Annotated in this window: 22 protein-coding genes; 3 read left to right on the forward strand and 19 right to left on the reverse strand. The window is 57.6% G+C overall.

The window, feature by feature from the left end:
* Positions 1 to 2: 2 nt before the first annotated feature.
* From recO to H0484_RS01575, 18 genes are all read right to left on the reverse strand, one after another.
* Positions 3 to 590: a DNA repair protein RecO gene (gene recO, locus H0484_RS01490; RefSeq protein WP_226952664.1), complete on the reverse strand. Its 588-nt coding sequence runs from the start codon at positions 588 to 590 to the stop codon at positions 3 to 5.
* Between the two features lie 6 nt (positions 591 to 596).
* A complete protein-coding gene (gene era, locus H0484_RS01495) occupies positions 597 to 1484 on the reverse strand; it encodes a GTPase Era (protein ID WP_226952665.1) in 888 nt (295 codons plus the stop codon).
* Positions 1485 to 1532: 48 nt separating this feature from the next.
* The gene (gene rnc, locus H0484_RS01500; RefSeq protein WP_226952666.1) at positions 1533 to 2297 is read right to left on the reverse strand and encodes a ribonuclease III; all 765 of its coding nucleotides are present in this window, start codon (positions 2295 to 2297) and stop codon (positions 1533 to 1535) included.
* Positions 2297 to 3184, reverse strand: a complete 888-nt coding sequence (gene lepB / locus H0484_RS01505; protein ID WP_226952667.1) for a signal peptidase I — start codon at positions 3182 to 3184, stop codon at positions 2297 to 2299. The genes rnc and lepB overlap by 1 nt, the downstream gene beginning before the upstream one ends.
* Before the next feature lie 33 nt (positions 3185 to 3217).
* A complete protein-coding gene (lepA, locus tag H0484_RS01510) occupies positions 3218 to 5011 on the reverse strand; it encodes a translation elongation factor 4 (RefSeq protein ID WP_226952668.1) in 1794 nt (597 codons plus the stop codon).
* A 139-nt stretch (positions 5012 to 5150) separates the two neighbouring features.
* Positions 5151 to 6659, reverse strand: coding sequence for a DegQ family serine endoprotease (locus tag H0484_RS01515; protein WP_390624803.1), 1509 nt, complete (start codon positions 6657 to 6659; stop codon positions 5151 to 5153).
* Positions 6660 to 6688: 29 nt separating this feature from the next.
* The gene (locus tag H0484_RS01520; RefSeq protein WP_226952669.1) at positions 6689 to 7723 is read right to left on the reverse strand and encodes a MucB/RseB C-terminal domain-containing protein; all 1035 of its coding nucleotides are present in this window, start codon (positions 7721 to 7723) and stop codon (positions 6689 to 6691) included.
* Positions 7724 to 7733: 10 nt separating this feature from the next.
* The gene (locus tag H0484_RS01525; RefSeq protein WP_226952670.1) at positions 7734 to 8225 is read right to left on the reverse strand and encodes a sigma-E factor negative regulatory protein; all 492 of its coding nucleotides are present in this window, start codon (positions 8223 to 8225) and stop codon (positions 7734 to 7736) included.
* A gap of 10 nt (positions 8226 to 8235) precedes the next feature.
* The gene (gene rpoE, locus H0484_RS01530; protein WP_226952671.1) at positions 8236 to 8835 is read right to left on the reverse strand and encodes an RNA polymerase sigma factor RpoE; all 600 of its coding nucleotides are present in this window, start codon (positions 8833 to 8835) and stop codon (positions 8236 to 8238) included.
* The gene (locus H0484_RS01535; RefSeq protein ID WP_226952672.1) at positions 8832 to 9233 is read right to left on the reverse strand and encodes a hypothetical protein; all 402 of its coding nucleotides are present in this window, start codon (positions 9231 to 9233) and stop codon (positions 8832 to 8834) included. The genes rpoE and H0484_RS01535 overlap by 4 nt, the downstream gene beginning before the upstream one ends.
* Positions 9234 to 9291: 58 nt before the next feature.
* Positions 9292 to 10521, reverse strand: coding sequence for a beta-ketoacyl-ACP synthase II (gene fabF, locus H0484_RS01540; protein WP_226952673.1), 1230 nt, complete (start codon positions 10519 to 10521; stop codon positions 9292 to 9294).
* A 216-nt stretch (positions 10522 to 10737) separates the two neighbouring features.
* Positions 10738 to 10974, reverse strand: coding sequence for an acyl carrier protein (gene acpP / locus H0484_RS01545; RefSeq protein ID WP_226952674.1), 237 nt, complete (start codon positions 10972 to 10974; stop codon positions 10738 to 10740).
* A 253-nt stretch (positions 10975 to 11227) separates the two neighbouring features.
* A complete protein-coding gene (gene fabG / locus H0484_RS01550; protein WP_226952675.1) occupies positions 11228 to 11971 on the reverse strand; it encodes a 3-oxoacyl-ACP reductase FabG in 744 nt (247 codons plus the stop codon).
* 5 nt (positions 11972 to 11976) lie between these two features.
* The gene (gene fabD / locus H0484_RS01555) at positions 11977 to 12912 is read right to left on the reverse strand and encodes an ACP S-malonyltransferase (protein ID WP_226952676.1); all 936 of its coding nucleotides are present in this window, start codon (positions 12910 to 12912) and stop codon (positions 11977 to 11979) included.
* Positions 12913 to 12967: 55 nt separating this feature from the next.
* A complete protein-coding gene (locus H0484_RS01560) occupies positions 12968 to 13942 on the reverse strand; it encodes a beta-ketoacyl-ACP synthase III (protein WP_226952677.1) in 975 nt (324 codons plus the stop codon).
* A gap of 11 nt (positions 13943 to 13953) precedes the next feature.
* On the reverse strand, positions 13954 to 15048 hold the full coding sequence (plsX, locus tag H0484_RS01565) for a phosphate acyltransferase PlsX (RefSeq protein WP_226952678.1): 1095 nt from the start codon (positions 15046 to 15048) through the stop codon (positions 13954 to 13956).
* 40 nt (positions 15049 to 15088) lie between these two features.
* Positions 15089 to 15271, reverse strand: a complete 183-nt coding sequence (gene rpmF / locus H0484_RS01570; RefSeq protein WP_226952679.1) for a 50S ribosomal protein L32 — start codon at positions 15269 to 15271, stop codon at positions 15089 to 15091.
* A gap of 75 nt (positions 15272 to 15346) precedes the next feature.
* A complete protein-coding gene (locus H0484_RS01575; RefSeq protein ID WP_226952680.1) occupies positions 15347 to 15874 on the reverse strand; it encodes a YceD family protein in 528 nt (175 codons plus the stop codon).
* 193 nt (positions 15875 to 16067) lie between these two features.
* Between H0484_RS01575 and H0484_RS01580 the strand changes: the two genes are divergently transcribed.
* The 3 genes from H0484_RS01580 to H0484_RS01590 are packed head-to-tail and all read left to right on the forward strand — an operon-like array spanning position 16068 to position 18216.
* A complete protein-coding gene (locus tag H0484_RS01580; protein WP_226952681.1) occupies positions 16068 to 16667 on the forward strand; it encodes a Maf family nucleotide pyrophosphatase in 600 nt (199 codons plus the stop codon).
* A complete protein-coding gene (locus H0484_RS01585) occupies positions 16664 to 17380 on the forward strand; it encodes an SAM-dependent methyltransferase (RefSeq protein WP_226952682.1) in 717 nt (238 codons plus the stop codon). The genes H0484_RS01580 and H0484_RS01585 overlap by 4 nt, the downstream gene beginning before the upstream one ends.
* Before the next feature lie 59 nt (positions 17381 to 17439).
* A complete protein-coding gene (locus H0484_RS01590; RefSeq protein WP_226952683.1) occupies positions 17440 to 18216 on the forward strand; it encodes an N-acetylmuramoyl-L-alanine amidase in 777 nt (258 codons plus the stop codon).
* 27 nt (positions 18217 to 18243) lie between these two features.
* On the opposite strand, the gene H0484_RS01595 is transcribed toward H0484_RS01590, so the two are convergent.
* Complete coding sequence (locus H0484_RS01595) at positions 18244 to 19209, reverse strand: RluA family pseudouridine synthase (protein WP_226952684.1); 966 nt, start codon at positions 19207 to 19209, stop codon at positions 18244 to 18246.
* Between the last annotated feature and the right edge of the window lie 64 nt (positions 19210 to 19273).

Here is a 19273-nt window from a genome sequence, read left to right on the forward strand (position 1 = left end):
GTCTAGACTCTCTGCAAGGCCATCAGCACCTTGCGTGTATTTAGGGGTCGACCGGCCAGCAGAAAATCTATGCGTTCTCGCAAAGGCGCGCGTAGCGCAGCCGCTTGGGCCGGGTCTTCGAAATCGGGTGGTGTGCCCTCAAGGCCGTAACCCGTCTCGGTCAGCAGTATCCATTCGAAACGGCGCAGCGCGCCTGCCGCTGCGCCCCCTTGGGCCAGCTGACGCAAAGCGTCATCGTAGGCTTCAAACAGCGTTTCGTGCGCATCTTCACGAGGTAATAAGCGCAACAGCAGTTCGTTCATGTACCAAGCCGACATCCATGCTTTTCCCGCCATAGGGCGTATCCCTGCAGACTCGACCCGTATCAAGGTTTTGATGTCGTGGCTGCCCGACCAAGAAAGCAGCACGGGCTGAAAAATGGACAAGGCGGGCCTGAGTACCGACTGCGAGCGTTTAGCCCCTTTTGCCACCAGCGCGACGGTACCGTGCTCGCGCGTGAAGGCCTGCACGATCAAGGAGGTTTCTTTCCAGGCCGTTGAGTGCAGCAGATAGCCCGGCACTTCGTGCACGCGGTGGACGCGTCTGCTCATGATGCGTCAGTCGTAGCCCAGTTCACGCAAGGCGCTTTCGCGTTCGGACCAACCCTTGCGTACCTTGACGTATACGTCCAGATGCACAGGCCTGTCGAGCAGCTTGACCATATCTTGCCGCGCTTCGGTGGCAATGCGTTTCATGTGCCCGCCCCCCGCACCCAGCAAAATGGGCTTATGGCTGTCGCGCTCGACCAAAACACAGGCCGCGATATTGACGCCGCGCTCGGTTTCTTCCCATTGCTCGATCACAACGGTACAAGCATAAGGCAGTTCATCACCCACCAAGCGGAAGATTTTTTCACGTAGCAGCTCGGCCGCAATGAAGCGCACAGGCCGATCTGTAAGCGCATCCTCTTCGAACATAGGTTCGCCTTCGGGCAAATGCCGGGCGATTTCGGTACGCAAGGCATCGAGCTGGAAGCCTTTGGCGGCACTGATGGGTACCACAGCCGCATAAGCATGCTGAGCCATGATTTTTTCGACAAAGGCGAACAGGCTGCTTTTGTCTTTGACCATGTCTACTTTATTGACCACCAGAATGGCAGGCCGGGTTTTGGGTAGCAAAGGTAGCAACTGCGCATCGGCTTCGCTCCATTTACCCGCCTCGATGACATGCAACACCACGTCTACGTCGGCCAAGGCCTGGGTCACGACGCGGTTCATCATACGATTCATGGCGCCGCCATGACGCGTCTGAAAACCGGGGGTGTCCACAAATACGAATTGATGGCTGTCGTTGGTGTAGACACCATGAATACGGTGCCGCGTGGTCTGCGCCTTGCGCGACACAATCGACACCTTACCGCCGACCAACGCGTTCATCAGCGTGGACTTGCCCACATTGGGACGGCCTACGACGGCCACAAAACCACAATGAAAGGGTTGGTTCATGAGAATTCTCCTGGTTTGCCTGGCCACGCGGGGCACAGGCGGCACCGATTACTTGTGCTCTTGGACCACTGCCACCGGCAGGGACAACTGAGCCGATTTACGTGCACGGCTACGGTTTGCGCTACGCTTTTTGGCAGGCAAGGCCTGGCGTACGGCTTCTATAGCCTGAGTAGCCGCCAATTGCTCGGCTGCACGGCGGCTGCTGCCACCCGCAGAGACCTTGATATCAAGCGCCTCTATGAAGCACTCGACATCGAAGGTTTGATTGTGAGCCGCCCCATGTGTTGCCACCACGGTATACAAGGGCAGGTCGAACTTATGCCCTTGCAACAGCTCTTGAAGCAAGGTTTTAGGATCTTTGCCTTGGGTCTTGGGGTCTATCTGCTGCAGCAGGGGCTCGTACAGATTGGCAATGACGGCCTGCACGGCATCAAAGCCCGCATCCAGAAAAACAGCTCCCAAGATGGCTTCCAGCGCGTCGGCCAAGATGGACGGACGGCGGAAACCACCGCTTTTGAGCTCGCCTTCGCCCAAACGCAGGTAAGAAGACAGATCCAGGCCTTGGGCAATGTCGGCCAGGGCAGATTGCTTGACCAAATTAGCGCGCAGGCGCGAAAGATCACCTTCGTCAACTTTGGTGAAGCGCTCGTAGAGCTTGGCCGCCACGATGAAATTAAGCACGGAGTCGCCCAGGAACTCCAGGCGTTCATTGTGCTTAGCCCCGTGACTACGATGCGTAACGGCTTGCTCAAGCAATGCCCGATCACGGAAGGTGTGGCCCAGGGCCTTTTCAAGCGCCGGTAGCTTGCTCATCAGTTAAACCCACCGATGCGACTGGGCGAACCGAAGTTCATCCAGATGAAGAAAGCCCGACCCACGATGTTGCGATCAGGCACAAACCCCCAATATCGGCTGTCCAGGCTGTTATCGCGGTTATCGCCCATCATGAAGTAATGCCCTTCGGGCACCTTGCATCGTATGCCGGCCGTGAAGTATTCACACTGATCACGGAAAGGATAGTTGGTGATGGGCATGTAATCCTGAGCGACCCGGCGGCTATACAGGATGTCGTTGGGCTTTTCGCCCAGCTCTTCGGTGTATTGACTGACATAGACGGACTGATCGGGCTCGTAGTAGTCGCCGTCGCGCTGCTGAGGAACCTCTTGGCCGTTAATGAACAGCTTTTTACCTTGGTACAAGACCTCGTCGCCCGGCAAACCCACTACACGCTTGATGTAGTCTACCTTGGGGTCGACGGGGTAACGGAACACGACCACATCACCCCGCTTGGGTTCACCTAGATCGATGATTTTTTTATCGACTACAGGTAGGCGAATACCATACTGGAACTTGTTGACCAGGATAAGATCGCCGCTTTGCAGGGTGGGCAGCATGGAACCCGAGGGGATGCGAAAAGGCTCAACCAAAAACGAGCGCACCAAGAACACCGCCAGGATGATGGGGAAAAAGCCTACGCAGAACTCTATCCAGCCGGGCACACGGTGTGCTTGCTCGTAAGCTTCACGCCGCAAGCGCGCCGCTTCAACAGAGCCTATACCCGTAGGGTTGGCGTCGTACACCGCCATTTGCGCTTCGGCACGACGACGCCGACGCGGGCGCAAAAAGCCCCACTCCAACAGGCTGATGGCGCCGGTTAGCACCAACAGGATGAATAATAGCAACGCGAAATCCCAGTTCATGACTCCCGACCTTGTCGTTACGCTGACCGTTTGTTATTTGTCCTCGACCTGCAAGATAGCCAGGAAGGCCTCTTGCGGAATCTCGACGTTACCGACTTGCTTCATGCGCTTCTTGCCGGCCTTTTGCTTTTCGAGTAGCTTTTTCTTGCGCGAAATATCGCCGCCATAGCACTTGGCCAAGACGTTCTTGCGCAATGCCTTAACCGTTTCGCGCGCAACGATTTCGGCGCCAATAGCGGCTTGAATGGCGATGTCGAACATCTGGCGTGGAATCAGGCCACGCATCTTGCTGACCACCTCGCGCCCACGGTAACGAGCGTTACTGCGGTGCACAATCATGGACAGTGCGTCGACTCGATCACCATTGATGAGGATGTCTACCTTGACCACGTCGGAAGGCTGATAAGCCTTGAACTCGTAGTCCATGGAGGCATAGCCACGCGAGACGGACTTAAGCTTGTCGAAGAAGTCGAGAACGATTTCGGCCAAGGGCATTTCGTAGACCAGATTGACCTGGCGGCCATGGTACACCATGTTCTGCTGCACGCCGCGCTTGGTGGTGCACAGAGACATGACAGCCCCCACGTACTCTTGGGGCATCAGCAAACTGACGATGACGATGGGCTCGCGCACTTCGGTAATGGCACCGACTTCGGGCATGCGCGAGGGGCTTTCGATGAAGGAGACGCTACCGTCGCGTTTTTCGACTTCGTACACCACCGACGGTGCGGTGGTGATGATGTCCATGTCGAATTCGCGCTCTAAGCGCTCTTGCACGATTTCCATGTGCAAGAGGCCCAAAAAGCCGCATCGGAACCCAAAACCCAGCGCCTGTGAGACTTCGGGCTCGAACATCAGCGACGCGTCGTTCAGCTTGAGCTTTTCGAGCGCATCGCGCAGTTGATCGTATTCGCTGCTTTCGACCGGATAAAGACCGGCAAACACTTGCGGCTTAACCTCTTTGAAGCCTGGCAAGGCCTCGGGTGCAGGCTTGCCCGCCAAAGTAATGGTGTCGCCCACCTTGGCATGCTCAAGCTCTTTGATACCTGTGATGACAAAGCCCACCTCGCCGGCCGACAACTGTTGTCGGTTCTCGGACTTAGGCGTAAAGACCCCGATTTGCTCGCATAGGTGGGTGGTACCACTGGCCATGAGCATGATTTTTTCTTTGGGGCGCAGGACACCATTCATGATGCGCACCAGCATGACCACACCCACGTAGTTATCAAACCACGAGTCGATGATCAGGGCTTGCAAGGGTGCATCTACTGTGCCCGTAGGGGGTGGTATACGCGCTACCACGGCTTCGAGGATCTCGACCACCCCCATGCCTGTTTTGGCACTGGCGGGAATGGCGTTGCTGGCATCAATGCCGATAACGTCTTCGACCTCTTGGGCGGCAGCTTCTGGGTCGGCGGAAGGAAGGTCCATCTTGTTCAAGACGGGCACCACCTCGACCCCGAGTTCGATAGCGGTATAGCAGTTGGCCACCGTTTGGGCTTCTACGCCTTGAGAGGCGTCCACCACCAGCAGTGCGCCTTCGCAGGCAGAAAGCGAGCGACTGACTTCGTAAGAGAAGTCGACGTGACCCGGGGTGTCGATGAGGTTGAGCTGATAGACCTGGCCGTCTTGGGCCTTGTACGATAGCGCAGCCGTTTGGGCTTTGATGGTAATACCCCGCTCGCGCTCGATATCCATAGAGTCAAGCACTTGTTGGGACATTTCGCGAGCTTCCAGACCACCACAGGTCTGGATAAGCCGATCCGCCAATGTGGATTTACCGTGGTCGATGTGGGCGATGATGGAAAAATTGCGGATGTGATCCATATATGAGCGGAAAAGCCCCTGCTCGGGAGACGGCGCCCTGAGGGAGATACATAAAAAGAGGAGCGCCGGCAGCGCTCCTCCGGGGCCAGCATAAAGCGGGCCTTATTGCCGTCTACGGCATTTTAGCCGTTTCCGGGGCTTATTTCGCCTTGGGCTGCACCAAGACCCAACGCGTCTGCCCATCGCTGAGCACCAGCAGCGCTGCTTTGCTGGAAGCGTCGAGCCCACTGACCACCTTGGCGAACTGCTTTGCATCGGTAATGTCAGTGTCGCCTACGGTAAGAATGATGTCGCCAGGCTGGAGCCCTGCGGCATTGGCAGGTGCCCGTACGTCGCGAACTTGAACACCGCCCTTGATGCCCAGTTCTTTACGGGCTTGCTCGGGCACATCGGCAACCGCCAAGCCCAATACGTCGGTTTTCTCGGGTTCGGCTACGGGGCCTTCACGCTGTGCGGTTTGCGTGGCTTCGCTGGGCATCTCGCCTACCGTCACTTTCAGCTTGACGGCCTTACCCTTGCGCCAGACTTCCAGTGTTGCCGCGGTATCTGGCTTGGTTTCGCCCACAATACGTGGCAGGTCGGCCCATTGCTTGATGTCGGTGCCGTTGAAACTGGTAATGACGTCACCTGGCATCACGCCTGCCGACGCTGCGGGCCCCCCTTTCTCGACATGGGAAACCATGGCGCCACGAGCTTTGCCCAAACCGATAGCCTTAGCCACTTCGTCGGAGACTTCACCGATTTGCACACCGATGCGACCGCGAGTCACTTTGCCGTGCTCTTTGAGCTGCTCTACCACACGCATGGCTTCGTCGATGGGAATAGCCAAAGAAATACCCATGAACCCGCCGCTGCGCGACACGATCTGGGAGTTCACGCCCACCACCTGGCCGGCCAGGTTAAGCAAAGGCCCACCCGAGTTACCAGGGTTGACGGCGACATCGGTTTGAATGAAGGGCAGGTAATCGCCCGTCTCGCGATTAATGGCACTGATAATGCCCGCAGTGACGGTAGAGTCCAAACCAAAAGGCGAACCGATTGCCAAGACCCATTGGCCCTTCTTGAGCTGATGAGAATCACCTATGGGTAAGGGGGTAAGGTCTTTCGCATCTACCTTGAGCAAGGCAATGTCGGTACGCGGGTCCGTACCCACGACTTCCGCATTGAATTCCGTGCCGTCCGTCATGGTGACGAAGATTTCGTTGGCGCCGTCAACCACGTGGTTGTTGGTAAGAATGTAGCCATCTGCCGAGATCGCAAAACCCGACCCTACGCCACGCGGAACGGTGCGTTCTTGGGGCTGCTGAGGCGTTTCACCCCGACGCTGAGGCCCGGGGGCGCCTGGCGCGCCGGGAGGCGAGAATTCAGGCCCGAAAAACCAACGGAACATTTCGTAGGGATCAGAGCCGCCGCCAGGCCCAAAGCCCGAGGGACGAACCGCGACGGTTTCGGTGGTTCTGATGTTAACGACGGAACCTTCCGTACGCGCAACGATCTCGGTAAAATCGGGCAGCGCTGCCGAAGGTTGGGCGGTAGCGACCTGTGCTTGAGCCGCAGGCAGAACGCCACCGGCAAAGGCCAACGACATGGAAGCAATCGCCAACCATTGCCGCATTTTTCTACCACTTTCTTGTTGTGTAGCCAGCATGTTTTTTTACTCCTGGAAGTAAGGAATTTCTATTTACTTGCGCCGACAGGGGGCACATATTCTATTTGCCCCGCCAAAGTTTCGAGCGTTCCAAGCGGTACTTCGCCCACCAGCGTGAGCCAATAATCTGCCACACGCAGACCGCGAATGCTCATGGCACCGGCACTGCGAGATTGGACAGGCTGTCCGCCAGAACGTTCAGAAACAGGCTCAATAAAAATTGAAATAGCTGCCAGACCATCGGTGAGAACCAAGTGGGTGACCGGCTGCCCCGCCCTTGTAGGACGAGCCATCTGCGCTACGTACCGGAAACCCGAGGGCGGTGTGATGCGCCAACCTAAAGCGTCAGCCTGAACAGGTTCGCCGGCGGTTTGTACGACTTTCCAGGTAGAGATGTCCCAGGCCGGTTTAAGCTGCTCGGCCTGGACGGCTCCGTCAAATTGAATCGAGGTGAAAGCCACCTGATCAATAACCTTACCGAATTCGTCCAAGGTTTGCGCCTTGAGCAAGAGGTCCGTTTTTTCGTCTATGCAAAGACGCTGACCATAACGCAAAGTATCTTTAGGCCGAATATCGATAAGCATGCAACTGCGACCCGCCACACGCTGGTCGCTGGGGCCTATCGATAACTCGTAGCGATCTTGCAGAACTTCTTCCTGATCCAGCATAAGGCTGGGAAACCGCTGTATGCGTTGCTCTTCGACAAGCACCAGGTTTTTCTCGGGCACCAGACATTGCACGACATCGTTATGCCTGATGAACTCACGCGCCGCGCCGTCCAGCACTTCGACTCTTTCGCGCTCGCCGGTTCCATCTACGATATGGGTGATGCGTGAAGACTGTAGCGTAGCCCCCTGCTGCCAGGTAAATACGCCCGCGTAGTCAACTTGGCGCGCGGCCTGCTGAACCTTCTGAAGCCTTTGCCAACCGTCATCTTCAGTTACCTGGGCCTGCGCCAGCACGGGCAAAGCCAAGGCAAACACCAACATCCATTTACCGGTGCCACCCCAAACAGGCGCGACTTTACGAACGGAAGACAAGCCAACCCCAAGCATGCGACTCATGCGCCGCACCTCAATGGGAGACCCCGACATCCAGCGACACCTGACGTATGGGGCTGCCGCCGGCGAACTGCCGATGCGCATCAACATAGGTGTAAAAGCCGGAATCGTCGGACGAAGCCATGACGGGTTCGGAGACACCCGGCGACACTTCGCCGGACAGATAAGGCATGGCAACCCACACCACCGTGGCCACAGCCGCAGCCACTGCCGCCCCAGACCAGCCTAAGCGCGAGCGCGTAAACACCTTATGCTGGGCGACCACCACGGGCGGCTCGGCATCGATGGCGCGGGAAAGGCGGGCATAGAAAAGGTCGGTGGGCCGGAAAGCAAGCTCTTCGCTGCGCAGGGCATCACCGATCATATGATAGGTGTCCCAGACCTGCCGCCCGTAAGGGGTGTCGAGGTCTTCCGTACGCATTTCTTCTTGCCCATCCATCCAGGCAGACAAGGTGCTTTCCCAGACTTCGTCAGATATGTTTGGTTTAACAGCCTCTTGTGTCATTCAACACTCCTTACCATCGGCGATCGGCATTGCTATCCAGCACTGGGCGTAACTGCGTGGCAATCGCCTCGCGAGCGCGGAATATGCGTGAACGCACCGTACCGATGGGACAATCCATGGTCTGGGCAATATCTTCATAACTCATGCCTTCGATTTCACGAAGCACGATGGCGGTACGCAACTCTTCGGGCAACGCCTGAATGGCGGCATTGACCGTTTCAACGATCTGGCGACTGGCCAGTTGCGACTCCGGCGTGCTGATATCACTTAGGTTGTCAATCTGGCTAAAAGTTTCACCATCTTCTGTTTCGACAGTGTCGGATACACTTGGGCGCCTGGCTTGCGCCGCTTGCCAGTTGCGAGCAGTGTTAACCGCTATGCGATATAACCAAGTGTAAAAGGCGCTTTCGCCCCTGAATTGAGGCAGGGCTCGGTAAGCCTTGATAAAGGCTTCTTGTGCCACATCTTCGATTTCGCCAGGGTCGCGTATCATGCGCGACAGCAGCCTCATGATCTTGCGTTGGTACTTGATGACCAATAGATCGAAGGCTCGTTTGTCACCTTTTTGGACACGGGCGACAAGTTCGGCGTCGACATCGCGTTCCGTCATGGCGCCCCTTTGATGATGGAAGCCTGCGCAGCCAAGCGCGCGGTAAGGTCATGCAGCTGACGCCACGCCTGAGGGCTTGCGCTGGCCCGCCATAATGTAGCGTCGTAGCGCATAAGCTTGCCTTCAGGCGATACGCCTTGTAAGCGTAACACCTTCCAAGCTGGCCCATTCCATAAATGCAGGGCGTGGCCATTGGCCAGCTTAAGATTACCGCCGGCGTCGAACAGACACCATTGTGAGCCCCCTACTTGCAGCACGTCCGAGGGGTTAAACAAACCATTGCGTGCGTGGTGGCGTGTACACCACAACAAAGCCACTAGAGCAAGGGCCAGCAAGGGCAGCACCCAAGCCAAGCCTGCCAAAATAACAAAGAGGGAGACCGTAACGAGTGCCTGCACATGCAAAGGCCTGCGCAGGCTCCAAAGGGTTCCGACTGCCTGCGGCAACGGGCTTACCTTAGAGCCGGCGGACCAGCATGGACCCGTTGGTCCCGCCGAACCCAAAGGAATTCGACAGCGCCACGTCGATCTTGAGATCACGGGCTTCGTTGGCGCAGTAGTCAAGATCGCACTCGGGATCCTGGTTGAAGATGTTGATAGTGGGAGGCGAAACCTGATGATGCACCGCCAATGTGGTGAACACGGCTTCGATACCCCCTGCCGCGCCCAGCAAATGCCCGGTCATGGACTTGGTGGAGTTGACCACCAATTTGCTGGCGTGATCGCCGAATGCCAACTTCAAGGCCTCGGTTTCGTTTTTGTCGCCCAAAGGCGTAGACGTACCGTGAGCATTGACATAATTGACTTCGCTGGGGTTGATACCGCCGTCGCGCAAAGCCATTTCAATACCGCGGCGGGGACCATCGCGGTCGGGCGAGGTAATGTGGTGGGCATCGGAGCTCATGCCATAGCCGCAGAACTCGCCGTAAATGCGCGCGCCGCGTTTACGAGCATGCTCGTATTCTTCGAGCACCAAGACACCAGCCCCCTCGCCCAGCACAAAGCCGTCACGATCGATGTCCCAAGGGCGCGAAGCTGTTGTGGGATCATCATTGCGTGTAGACAAGGCCCGCATGGCGGCAAAGCCGCCAATACCCAGCGGGGAAACCGTAGACTCGGCACCGCCGGCCAGCATGACGTCGGCATCGCCGTATGAAATAAGACGCGCGGCATCACCGATGGAGTGCAAGCCCGTGGTACACGCAGACACCACTGCATAGCTGGGGCCTTTAAGGCCCAGGCGTATGGACAATTGCCCTGAGATCAGGTTGATGAGCGAAGCCGGTACGAAGAAAGGCGAAATACGCCGCGGACCGCGCTCGGAAAATTCGATCTGAGTTTCTTCGATGCGAGGTAGCCCACCAATACCAGAGCCTACAATCACACCCATGCGCTCAGCGTCGCATTGTTGGACATCCAGGCCGGCATCTTGCCAAGCCTGTATACCCGCCGCAATACCATAATGGATAAAGGTATCCATTTGCTTGACTTCTTTTGCGGGCAAATACTGCAAAACGTCGAAGTCTTTGACTTCGGCGGCAATCTGCGCAGTCAAAACTGAGGCGTCGAAACGCGTAATCGTACCGACACCGGAACGACCATTGACAATGTTGTCCCAAGCGGTTTGTATGTTATTGCCTACGGGCGAAATAATGCCCAGACCGGTTATGACGACACGTCGCTTCACAGATTGACTCCCGAAATGTAAAAAAGGCGGCTCGATAAGCAAAGAACCCAGCATGGCCCGGACGCCTTGCCCAGGCAGGAGACTGACATGTCATCGTGCTTTATAACAGGCTGAAAGCCTGCCGACGATAGCGACTCAGACTCGGAGCCTTGCTTTGGAAACCGCCATGGCTAAGCCGGCTGGACTTGCCAGCCTATGGCCGCAGCCTTGTACCAATTACTTATTGTGCGAGTTGATGTAGTCCATCGCCTGTTGGACCGTAGTGATCTTCTCGGCTTCTTCATCGGGGATTTCGGTTTCGAATTCGTCTTCAAGTGCCATCACGAGTTCGACCATGTCGAGTGAATCGGCACCGAGGTCGTCAAGAAAAGAAGATTCGTTCTTGATCTCGGCTTCGTTAACGCCAAGTTGTTCAGCGACGATCTTCTTGACGCGCTGTTCGATGCTTTCCATGCAGATCTCCAATTGGGAAAAAAATCCCGCGAATTATAGCCAAATGGTCGGAAGAAGGGGATACCGACCATGACAAAAAAACGTGTTTCCGTATAGCCTGACATTTTGCAGCAAACAAATGCTGTGTCCAGTGGTAACACTTCAAAGTGAACAGATTTTACCCTGTTCGATTTTAGAACGTGTCGGGCGCTTTGACTTGCTCGTTCCGAAATCGCTAAGCGGTTCGGGCATGCAAAAGCGCCTGGCACGCATACTACATGTACATGCCTCCGTTGACATGCACAGTGGTTCCTGTGACGTAGGCAGCTTGCGGACTGGCCAAAAACGCCACGGCGTAGGCTACGTCAGCGGGCGAACCCAGACGACCCAGCGGAATTTGTGTCAGCAACGCCGCCGCCTGAGCTTCGCTCAGGGCACGCGTCATGTCGGTTTCGATAAACCCGGGCGCCACGCAGTTTACCGTGATGCCGCGGCTGCCCAGCTCGCGCGCCAGCGCGCGAGACATACCCGCCACGCCGGCTTTGGCCGCTGCATAGTTAGCTTGACCCGGGTTGCCGCTAGAACCAACGATGGAGGTGATATTGATAATGCGCCCCCAACGTGCCTTCATCATGCTCTTCATGACAGCACGAGACAAGCGGAAAACCGACGATAGGTTGATATCGATCACGTCGGCCCAATCATCGTCCTTCATGCGCATGGCAAGCATATCGCGCGTAATGCCTGCATTATTGACGAGAATATGGGGGCCGCCGTCTTCTTTGGCCAGCTCAGCGACCAGCGCTTCACAAGCAGCGGCATCACCTACGTTCAGTACGACACCGCGCCCATTGAAAGGCGCCAGGGCTTCGCTAATACTTTGCGCGCCGGCCTCGCTGGTAGCGGTGCCGACCACCACCGCGCCACGTGTGGCCAACTCGTGCGCAATGGCTTTACCCAAGCCGCGAGTCGCGCCGGTGACAAGGGCCAATTTGCCCTGCAGTTCTTGATCTTTCACTTTGCTTACCCCCTTAAGGCCGCAATCGTCTGGTCGAGCGAGGCGGGATCGGAAATGGACAACACCTGGAGATCACGGTCTATGCGTTTGACCAGACCACTCAACACCTTGCCGGGCCCGCATTCAACCACATGCGTGACACCTGCGGATTTCATGAACTGTATGGTTTCGACCCAACGCACGGGATGCCATGCTTGGCGAACCAAGGCATCGCGTATCTGTGCGGGCTCGGTTGGGCAAGCAACATCAACGTTATTCACTAATGTAACGGTAGGCGCGCGCACGTCGGTTTGCGCCAAGGCCTCAGCCAACACCTGCGCAGCCGGCTTGAGCAAGCTGGAATGAAAAGGTGCGGAAACCGGCAGCATCAGGGCACGCTTGGCACCAGCAGCCTTGGCGAGTTCGCAGGCACGCGCTACAGCAGCCTGATGGCCCGCAATCACTACCTGAGCCGGAGCATTGTAATTAACGGCTTCGACGATTTCCCCCTGCGCAGCCTGGGCGCAAACCTCGCGCACGGCGTCGTCGTCAAGGCCCAGGACGGCAGCCATGCCACCCTGCCCCACCGGCACAGCACGCTGCATCGCATCGGCGCGTATGCGCACCAAGCGAACCGCATCTTCAAGGGTAAGCGAACCCGCCGCCACCAACGCAGAATATTCGCCCAGGCTGTGGCCAGCCACCATGACGGGGACAGCACCACCCGCCGCTATCCATGCCTGGTACATCACAACGGCACTGGCCAGCATCGCCGGCTGAGTATTGAGCGTCAGATTCAACTCTTCGGCAGGCCCTTGAGCAATCAAACCAGAAAGATCCTGGCCCAGTGCTTGGCCAGCACGCGCCATGCCTTCCTGCACACCTTGGTGCTCCTGCCAGGCATCAAGCATGCCTACAGTCTGCGACCCCTGCCCCGGAAAGACGAATGCAATCTTACTCATGCTAAAGCTCGTTCCTCATGTTTGTTTTTATGTCTTGGTTGCAGCCCGACCCGCCTTACATGCGGATCAGCACCGAGCCCCAAGTGAACCCGCCGCCCACACCTTGCATCAACACCAGTTGACCAGGCTTTATACGACCGTCGCGACGCGCAGCATCAAGGGCAAGAGGCACGCTGGCCGCCGATGTATTGGCGTGTTTGTCCAACGTGATCACAACTTTTTCGGGCGCTATGCCCAGCTTGCGCGACAGAAAATTCAAGATACGCACGTTTGCCTGGTGCGGCACCATCCAGTCTATCTCTTCGAGCTGAACGCCCGCTTGGCGGCAAACTTCTTGAGCCGAGTTCGCCAAGGCATTCACAGCCTGCTTGAACACAGCTTGACCATCCATACGCAGGAAGGGATCGCCCGTAACTTGACCATTTGCTACGTGGCCCGCAGCGTACAGAATTTTTTCTTGGGAACCATCGGCCCCCAAATGTACGCCAAGCACCCCTGGCTCGTCGCTGGCCGACAACACGACTGCGCCAGCGCCATCGCCAAACAGTACGCAAGTACGGCGGTCGTCCCAGTCGAGAATATTGGAGAAGGTTTCTGAGCCGATGACCAGGACATTGCGCGCCCGGCCCGCACGGACGTAACTGTCGGCGGTGGCCATGGCGTAGGCAAAGCCGGTACAAGCGGCTTGCACATCGAATGCAGCTGCGCCGTGGCAGCCCAGTCGGGCTTGCACCAAGCAGGCTGTAGAGGGGAAGAGGTATTCGGCGGTAGAGGTAGCCACGATGATGAGATCAATGGCTTGCGGCTCGATACCGGCATCTTCCAGAGCCGCACGCGCAGCGATAGCGGCAAGGTCTGTCGCTGTCGTGCCAGGCTCGACCATGTAACGCTGCCGTATACCCGTACGTTCGACTATCCATTCGTCGGAAGTTTCAACGCCGCGCGTAGCCAGTTCGGCGGCCAGGTCGTCGTTGGTCACGACACGAGCAGGCAAACAACTGCCCGTCCCGATGATTTTTGCGTAGGACATATTCACTTCCGTCAGGCCCCAGGCACGCTGGAGGGGGGAGAGACTGTTTCGTCCGGCGGTACGGCTTGCACGTTTGCGGCGGATAAGCTTCGCCGAATCTGTTCTACCGCAGTGGCCGTACCTTCGAGCAAGCCGTTATACACGGCTTCACGTGCACGCTGCAAGGCATTCCCGAAGGCATAGGCATCCGCCGAGCCGTGGCTCTTGATGACAATACCTTTCAAACCCAGCAATGCCGCGCCATTGTAGCGACGGTTGTCTACTCGACCGCGAAACCGTTGAAGGACTGGACGCGCCACCAAACCAGCCGCCATGGACAGCCAATTGCGCTTGAATTCGGCATGCATCATGCTGCTGACCATGCGAGCCAGGCCCTCTATGGATTTGAGGACAACATTACCCACAAAGCCATCACAGACGATGACATCCACCGTACCCTTACAGATGTCGTCGCCCTCGACGTTACCGTAGAAGTTAAGCCCGCTATGACGTAGCAGCACCGCAGCCTGCTTAACGACTTCGTTACCCTTGATGACCTCTTCGCCGATATTGAGCAAGCCGATGCTGGGACGGTCACGCCCATACAGGGCGGTGACCAAAGCCGCGCCCATGATGGCAAACTGCAGCAAATGCTCGGCGGAACAGTCGACATTGGCGCCGAGGTCGAGCACGGTGGTGGCGCCGCCCTTTTGATTCGGGATGGACGTCGCAATGGCCGGGCGATCTATACCGTCGAGCGTCTTGAGCACATAACGGGAAATCGCCATTAAGGCGCCGGTATTGCCCGCCGAGACGCAAGCATTGGCTTCGCCGTTTTTGACGGCTTGCACGGCCACGCGCATGGACGAGTCTTTTTTGCGTCGCAAAGCGACTTCGACCGGGTCGTCCATGGCCACGACTTCAGAGGCCGGCACCAAGCGGTACCAGCTACTATCTCGACAGCCCAGGGCCCGCAAGCGAGCCTCGATGGCCGCCACGTCGCCCACGAGCAAAAAGCGCGTGTCGGCGTGCTGCTGCGCGAACTGGTACGCAGCCGTGACCGTAGCGGGCAGGCCGATATCGCCGCCCATGCAGTCCACGGCGATCTGGATCGGTTTCAATGACATCAAAGGCGCAATCTGTAGTCAGATCGCAGTCGGACCGGTATTACTCGTCGTTCTTGGTCTTGAGGACCTTGCGACCACGGTAAAAACCGTTGGGGCTGATGTGGTGACGCAGGTGCAGTTCACCGGTGGTGGGTTCGATGGCCGTGGGAGGCGTACCCAGACCGTCGTGCGAACGATGCATGCCGCGCTTGGACGGACTCTTTTTGTTTTGCTGAACAGCCATGATGACTCCTGGTGGCAGACACCGCAACACTATGGCGCGATACCCGCATGCTAATTAAATAAACCTAAACAATACTTATGGTGCGGAAGGCTTTTTCAGCTTTCCCAACACCGCAAACGGCGAAGGCCGTTTGGCGTTTTCAGTTGGCTCTACCCGCGGTGTTTCGACCGTTTTGGACGGACACACCTCGTGGCGCGGCACATAGGGCAGAACCAAGATGAGTTCGTCCTCGATGAGCGCCTGCAGGTCGAAGCGACTGCTTCCTACTATGCGTTCTACGGCATCGGGCGCATCGTCACCTTCCAGGGAACGGTCGCTACGCACCACCTCTAGCCGGTTCGATACTTGCAAGGGCTGCTCGAAAAGACGAAGGCAACGCTGGCATTCGAGCACGGCAATGGTTTGCGCCTGAACAGTCAAAAAAGCCTGACCTGCCGCATTATATTCGCCCTGCACCTGCCACTGCACCCGCCCCGCCTGAGGCGTAAGCCCTTCGCAAAACCGCGTAAACTCGGCCAAAGCAAGCTCGCCCGAGAGGTATTGACCCGCCCTAGCCAGCCCAAAAGCATCGACAAAGCGTTTTTCTGCGTCTAGCCCTTGCATAAACCCCCGCCGATCCTTATCGCCGCTGACCCTATCTTTGCTTGCTAGCTGTTGGGCCGGCTTGAACCAGCAATTTAAACCAACAATTCAAGCCACCATAATAGTAGCCCAAGCGAAGACCGGGAAAACATTAGATAATAGCGCTTATCCCTAGATAACGTCAAACTGTGGGCCAAAGCCCACAATCAACCTCATGCCGCTTATTCTTGCCTCCAGCTCTCGCTACCGCGCCGAACTTTTGTCGCGCCTGCACGTGCCTTTTACCACTCAATCCCCCGATGTGGACGAAAGCCCACGACCTGGAGAAACGCCGCACGAGCTTGCGCTGCGGTTATCGGTAGACAAGGCGCGCAAAGTCGCCCAGCAACACCCAGGCAGCCTGGTGATTGGCGCCGATCAGGTAGCCACCGTAAACGGCGAGGCCATCGGAAAACCCGGCACTCATGAAAAAGCCGTGGCTCAGCTTCGACACTTAAGCGGGCAGACAGTATTGTTTCATAGCGCGCTGTGCGTACACGATGGTCAACGCTTTGAGGCCCAAGACGTCATCACCCGCTGCATTTTTCGCGAACTCAGCGATCAAGAAATCGAGACCTATCTCAGCCTAGATCTTCCCTATGACACCGCAGGTAGCGCCAAGGCAGAGAGCCTGGGAATCAGCCTGATGGACGCCATGCACAGCGACGACCCTACCGCCATCATAGGTTTGCCCCTTATTGCACTTAGCCGCATGCTGCGCAGTTTCGGCGTTAATCCCTTGGCCGCGTCGCTCACCGAGGGCTGCGCCACATGAGCTCACCCGGCACCCTGCATTTGATCCCCGTGGGTTTGGGCGACTCCCCCACCGACACCTGGCTACCGGTCGCCGCGCAAGAACAGGCTAGACGACTGACCATTTATATCGCCGAGAACGCCAAAACCGCACGCGCCTTTCTGAAGCAAGTCGGCACACCCCACCCTTTGCAAAGCATCACCATCCACACCCTGGAGGCGCGCACACGCCCCGAAGACATCCGCTCTTGGCTGGCAGCCGCCCAGCAAGGCCAGGATATCGGCTTGGTTTCCGAAGCCGGCTGCCCCGCCGTTGCAGATCCTGGCGCACTAGTCGCCGCCCAAGCGCATCGCATGGGAATACCCGTGCGCCCCTGGACGGGCCCGTCCTCTTTATTGCTGGCACTGATGGCCAGCGGCTTGGATGGCCAGCGCTTCGCCTTTCATGGTTACGCCCCGGTGGAGCCCGGCGAACGCGCCAAACGCCTCAAGCAATGGGAGGCCGAGTCACGCAAGCACCGCCAGACCCAGCTATTCATCGAGACCCCGTATCGCAACGAGCCGATGTTCAAAGCCCTGACACAAGCACTTCATGGCGGCACCCGCCTATGCATTGCCCGGGCACTGACCACCCCAGAAGAGTGGATACGCACGTGCACCATAGACCAGTGGAAGTCTCGGCCACCACCAGACCTCAACAAAAAACCTAGTATTTTTCTGTTTTTGGCGAGCTAGCAGGCCCAGCGCCAGAGCCCTACAATAGGGGCATGAGACTGCCTTGGACCCCACCCTGCATGGTTGCGCTGGCCCTGCTGAGCGCATGCGCCACAGGGCCACTTCCTCGCGAGCTTGCCATAGATCGCAGCATTCAGGCCGTCAGCCAAAGCAGCCGGGTGGAATTCATCGTGCTGCATTACACCTCCGCCCCCACAGAACGCTCCCTTACCCTGCTGTCCCGCCACCGCGTCAGCAGCCACTATTTAATCACCGACCATCCCGAGCCCCGCATTTACCAGCTCGTGGATGAAAATCAACGCGCATGGCATGCCGGCGCCAGCTCGTGGTATGGCCGCAGCTGGCTCAATGCTTCGTCAATAGGCGTGGAGATCGTCAATGCCGGTGGCTCGTACGCCCCTTCGGGCGAAACCACAGACTGGGCCGCTTACTCTGACGCTCAGATAGAAGCCTTGGGCCTGCTGCTGAAGGACATCGCGCAACGGCATGACATCGCTCCTCACAATATTGTGGGGCACAGCGACATCTCCCCCCAACGCAAGGTAGACCCCGGCCCTTTGTTTCCCTGGAAAAAACTCGCCCAGGACGGCCTGGGCCGCTGGTATGACGAGCAACTGGCCGCGCAGCACAAGGCGGATTTTGAGCGCAATGGCTTACCGGACGCCTCATGGACGCAAGAACAACTAGCGCGGGTAGGCTACGAAGTGCCGCGCAGCGGGGTATGGGATGACGCTACCCGCAATGTCGTAAGGGCTTTCCAAATGCACTACAGGCCTTTCTTATTCAACGGTATTGCCGACGCCGAAACACTGGGCATTCTGAAAAGCCTGCCCTAGACATAAAACGTCTTTTCCATGGCGCTCTTAAGCGCGTGCGCGCAAATCTTCGAGAAGTCGACGACACGCTTCGGGCAAGGGCGCTTCGAATGTGAGCGGCGCGCCGGTGAGAGGATGTGGGATTTCCAGCCTGCCGGCATGCAAAAACATACGCTTGAACCCTCGGGCGGAGAACTCGGCCCGCACGGCATCAGGGCCATATTTTTCGTCGCCCACTATAGGAAAGCCGCTAGAGGCAAGATGCACCCGGATCTGGTGCGTGCGGCCAGTGCGCAGCTCCGCCTGCACCAACGAATAATCACCAAAGCGCTCAAGCAGGGTAACAATAGTGTGCGCGGGCTTACCTTCGGGGTCGACCCGAACGCGGCGCTCACCTGACGGCGTGAGCCACTTGAACAAAGGCTGGCGCAGGTGCTGCCTGTCGTTGACCCAATCACCCACCACCAGCGCCTGATACATTTTGCGACCACCACTTTCCCGCATCAGTTGGTGCAAAGCCACCAGCGCCTTACGCTGCTTGGCCACCATCAACAGCCCCGAAGTTTCACGATCCAGCCTATGCACCAGTTCGAGCATCTCGCCGGGTCGGGCCGCACGGAGTTGTTCTATGACACCGAACGACACCCCGCTGCCCCCGTGCACTGCGACTCCGGCCGGCTTATCAACCACCAGCATGGCGTCGTCTTCAAAGACTATGGGAAACTGGCCAGGCGGCACCGCACGCGCTTGGCTGGGCTGCGGCAAACGCATAGGAGGAATGCGTACGAGGTCGCCGTCTTCAAGGCGATACTCAGCCTGCGCCCTGCCCTTGTTGACCCGCACCTGCCCACTGCGTATAGCCTTATAGACGTGGCTTTTGGGCACTCCCTTGCAAACCCCCACGAGGAAGTTGTCCAGGCGCTGCCCGGCATGGTTGGCGTCGATCTGGAAGAACCTGACACTAGGCGCGGCAGGCGGCGGGGAAGATAGTTTGCCCTTGGGGGAAGGTCGCATATATAATTGGCGTCAGCCTATGAAAGCTGGGAAACACACCTGCGTAGAGATGCAACGGATGCGT

The organism is Mesopusillimonas faecipullorum, from assembly GCF_020539505.1.
GTDB classification, from domain to species: Bacteria; Pseudomonadota; Gammaproteobacteria; order Burkholderiales; family Burkholderiaceae_B; genus Mesopusillimonas; species Mesopusillimonas faecipullorum.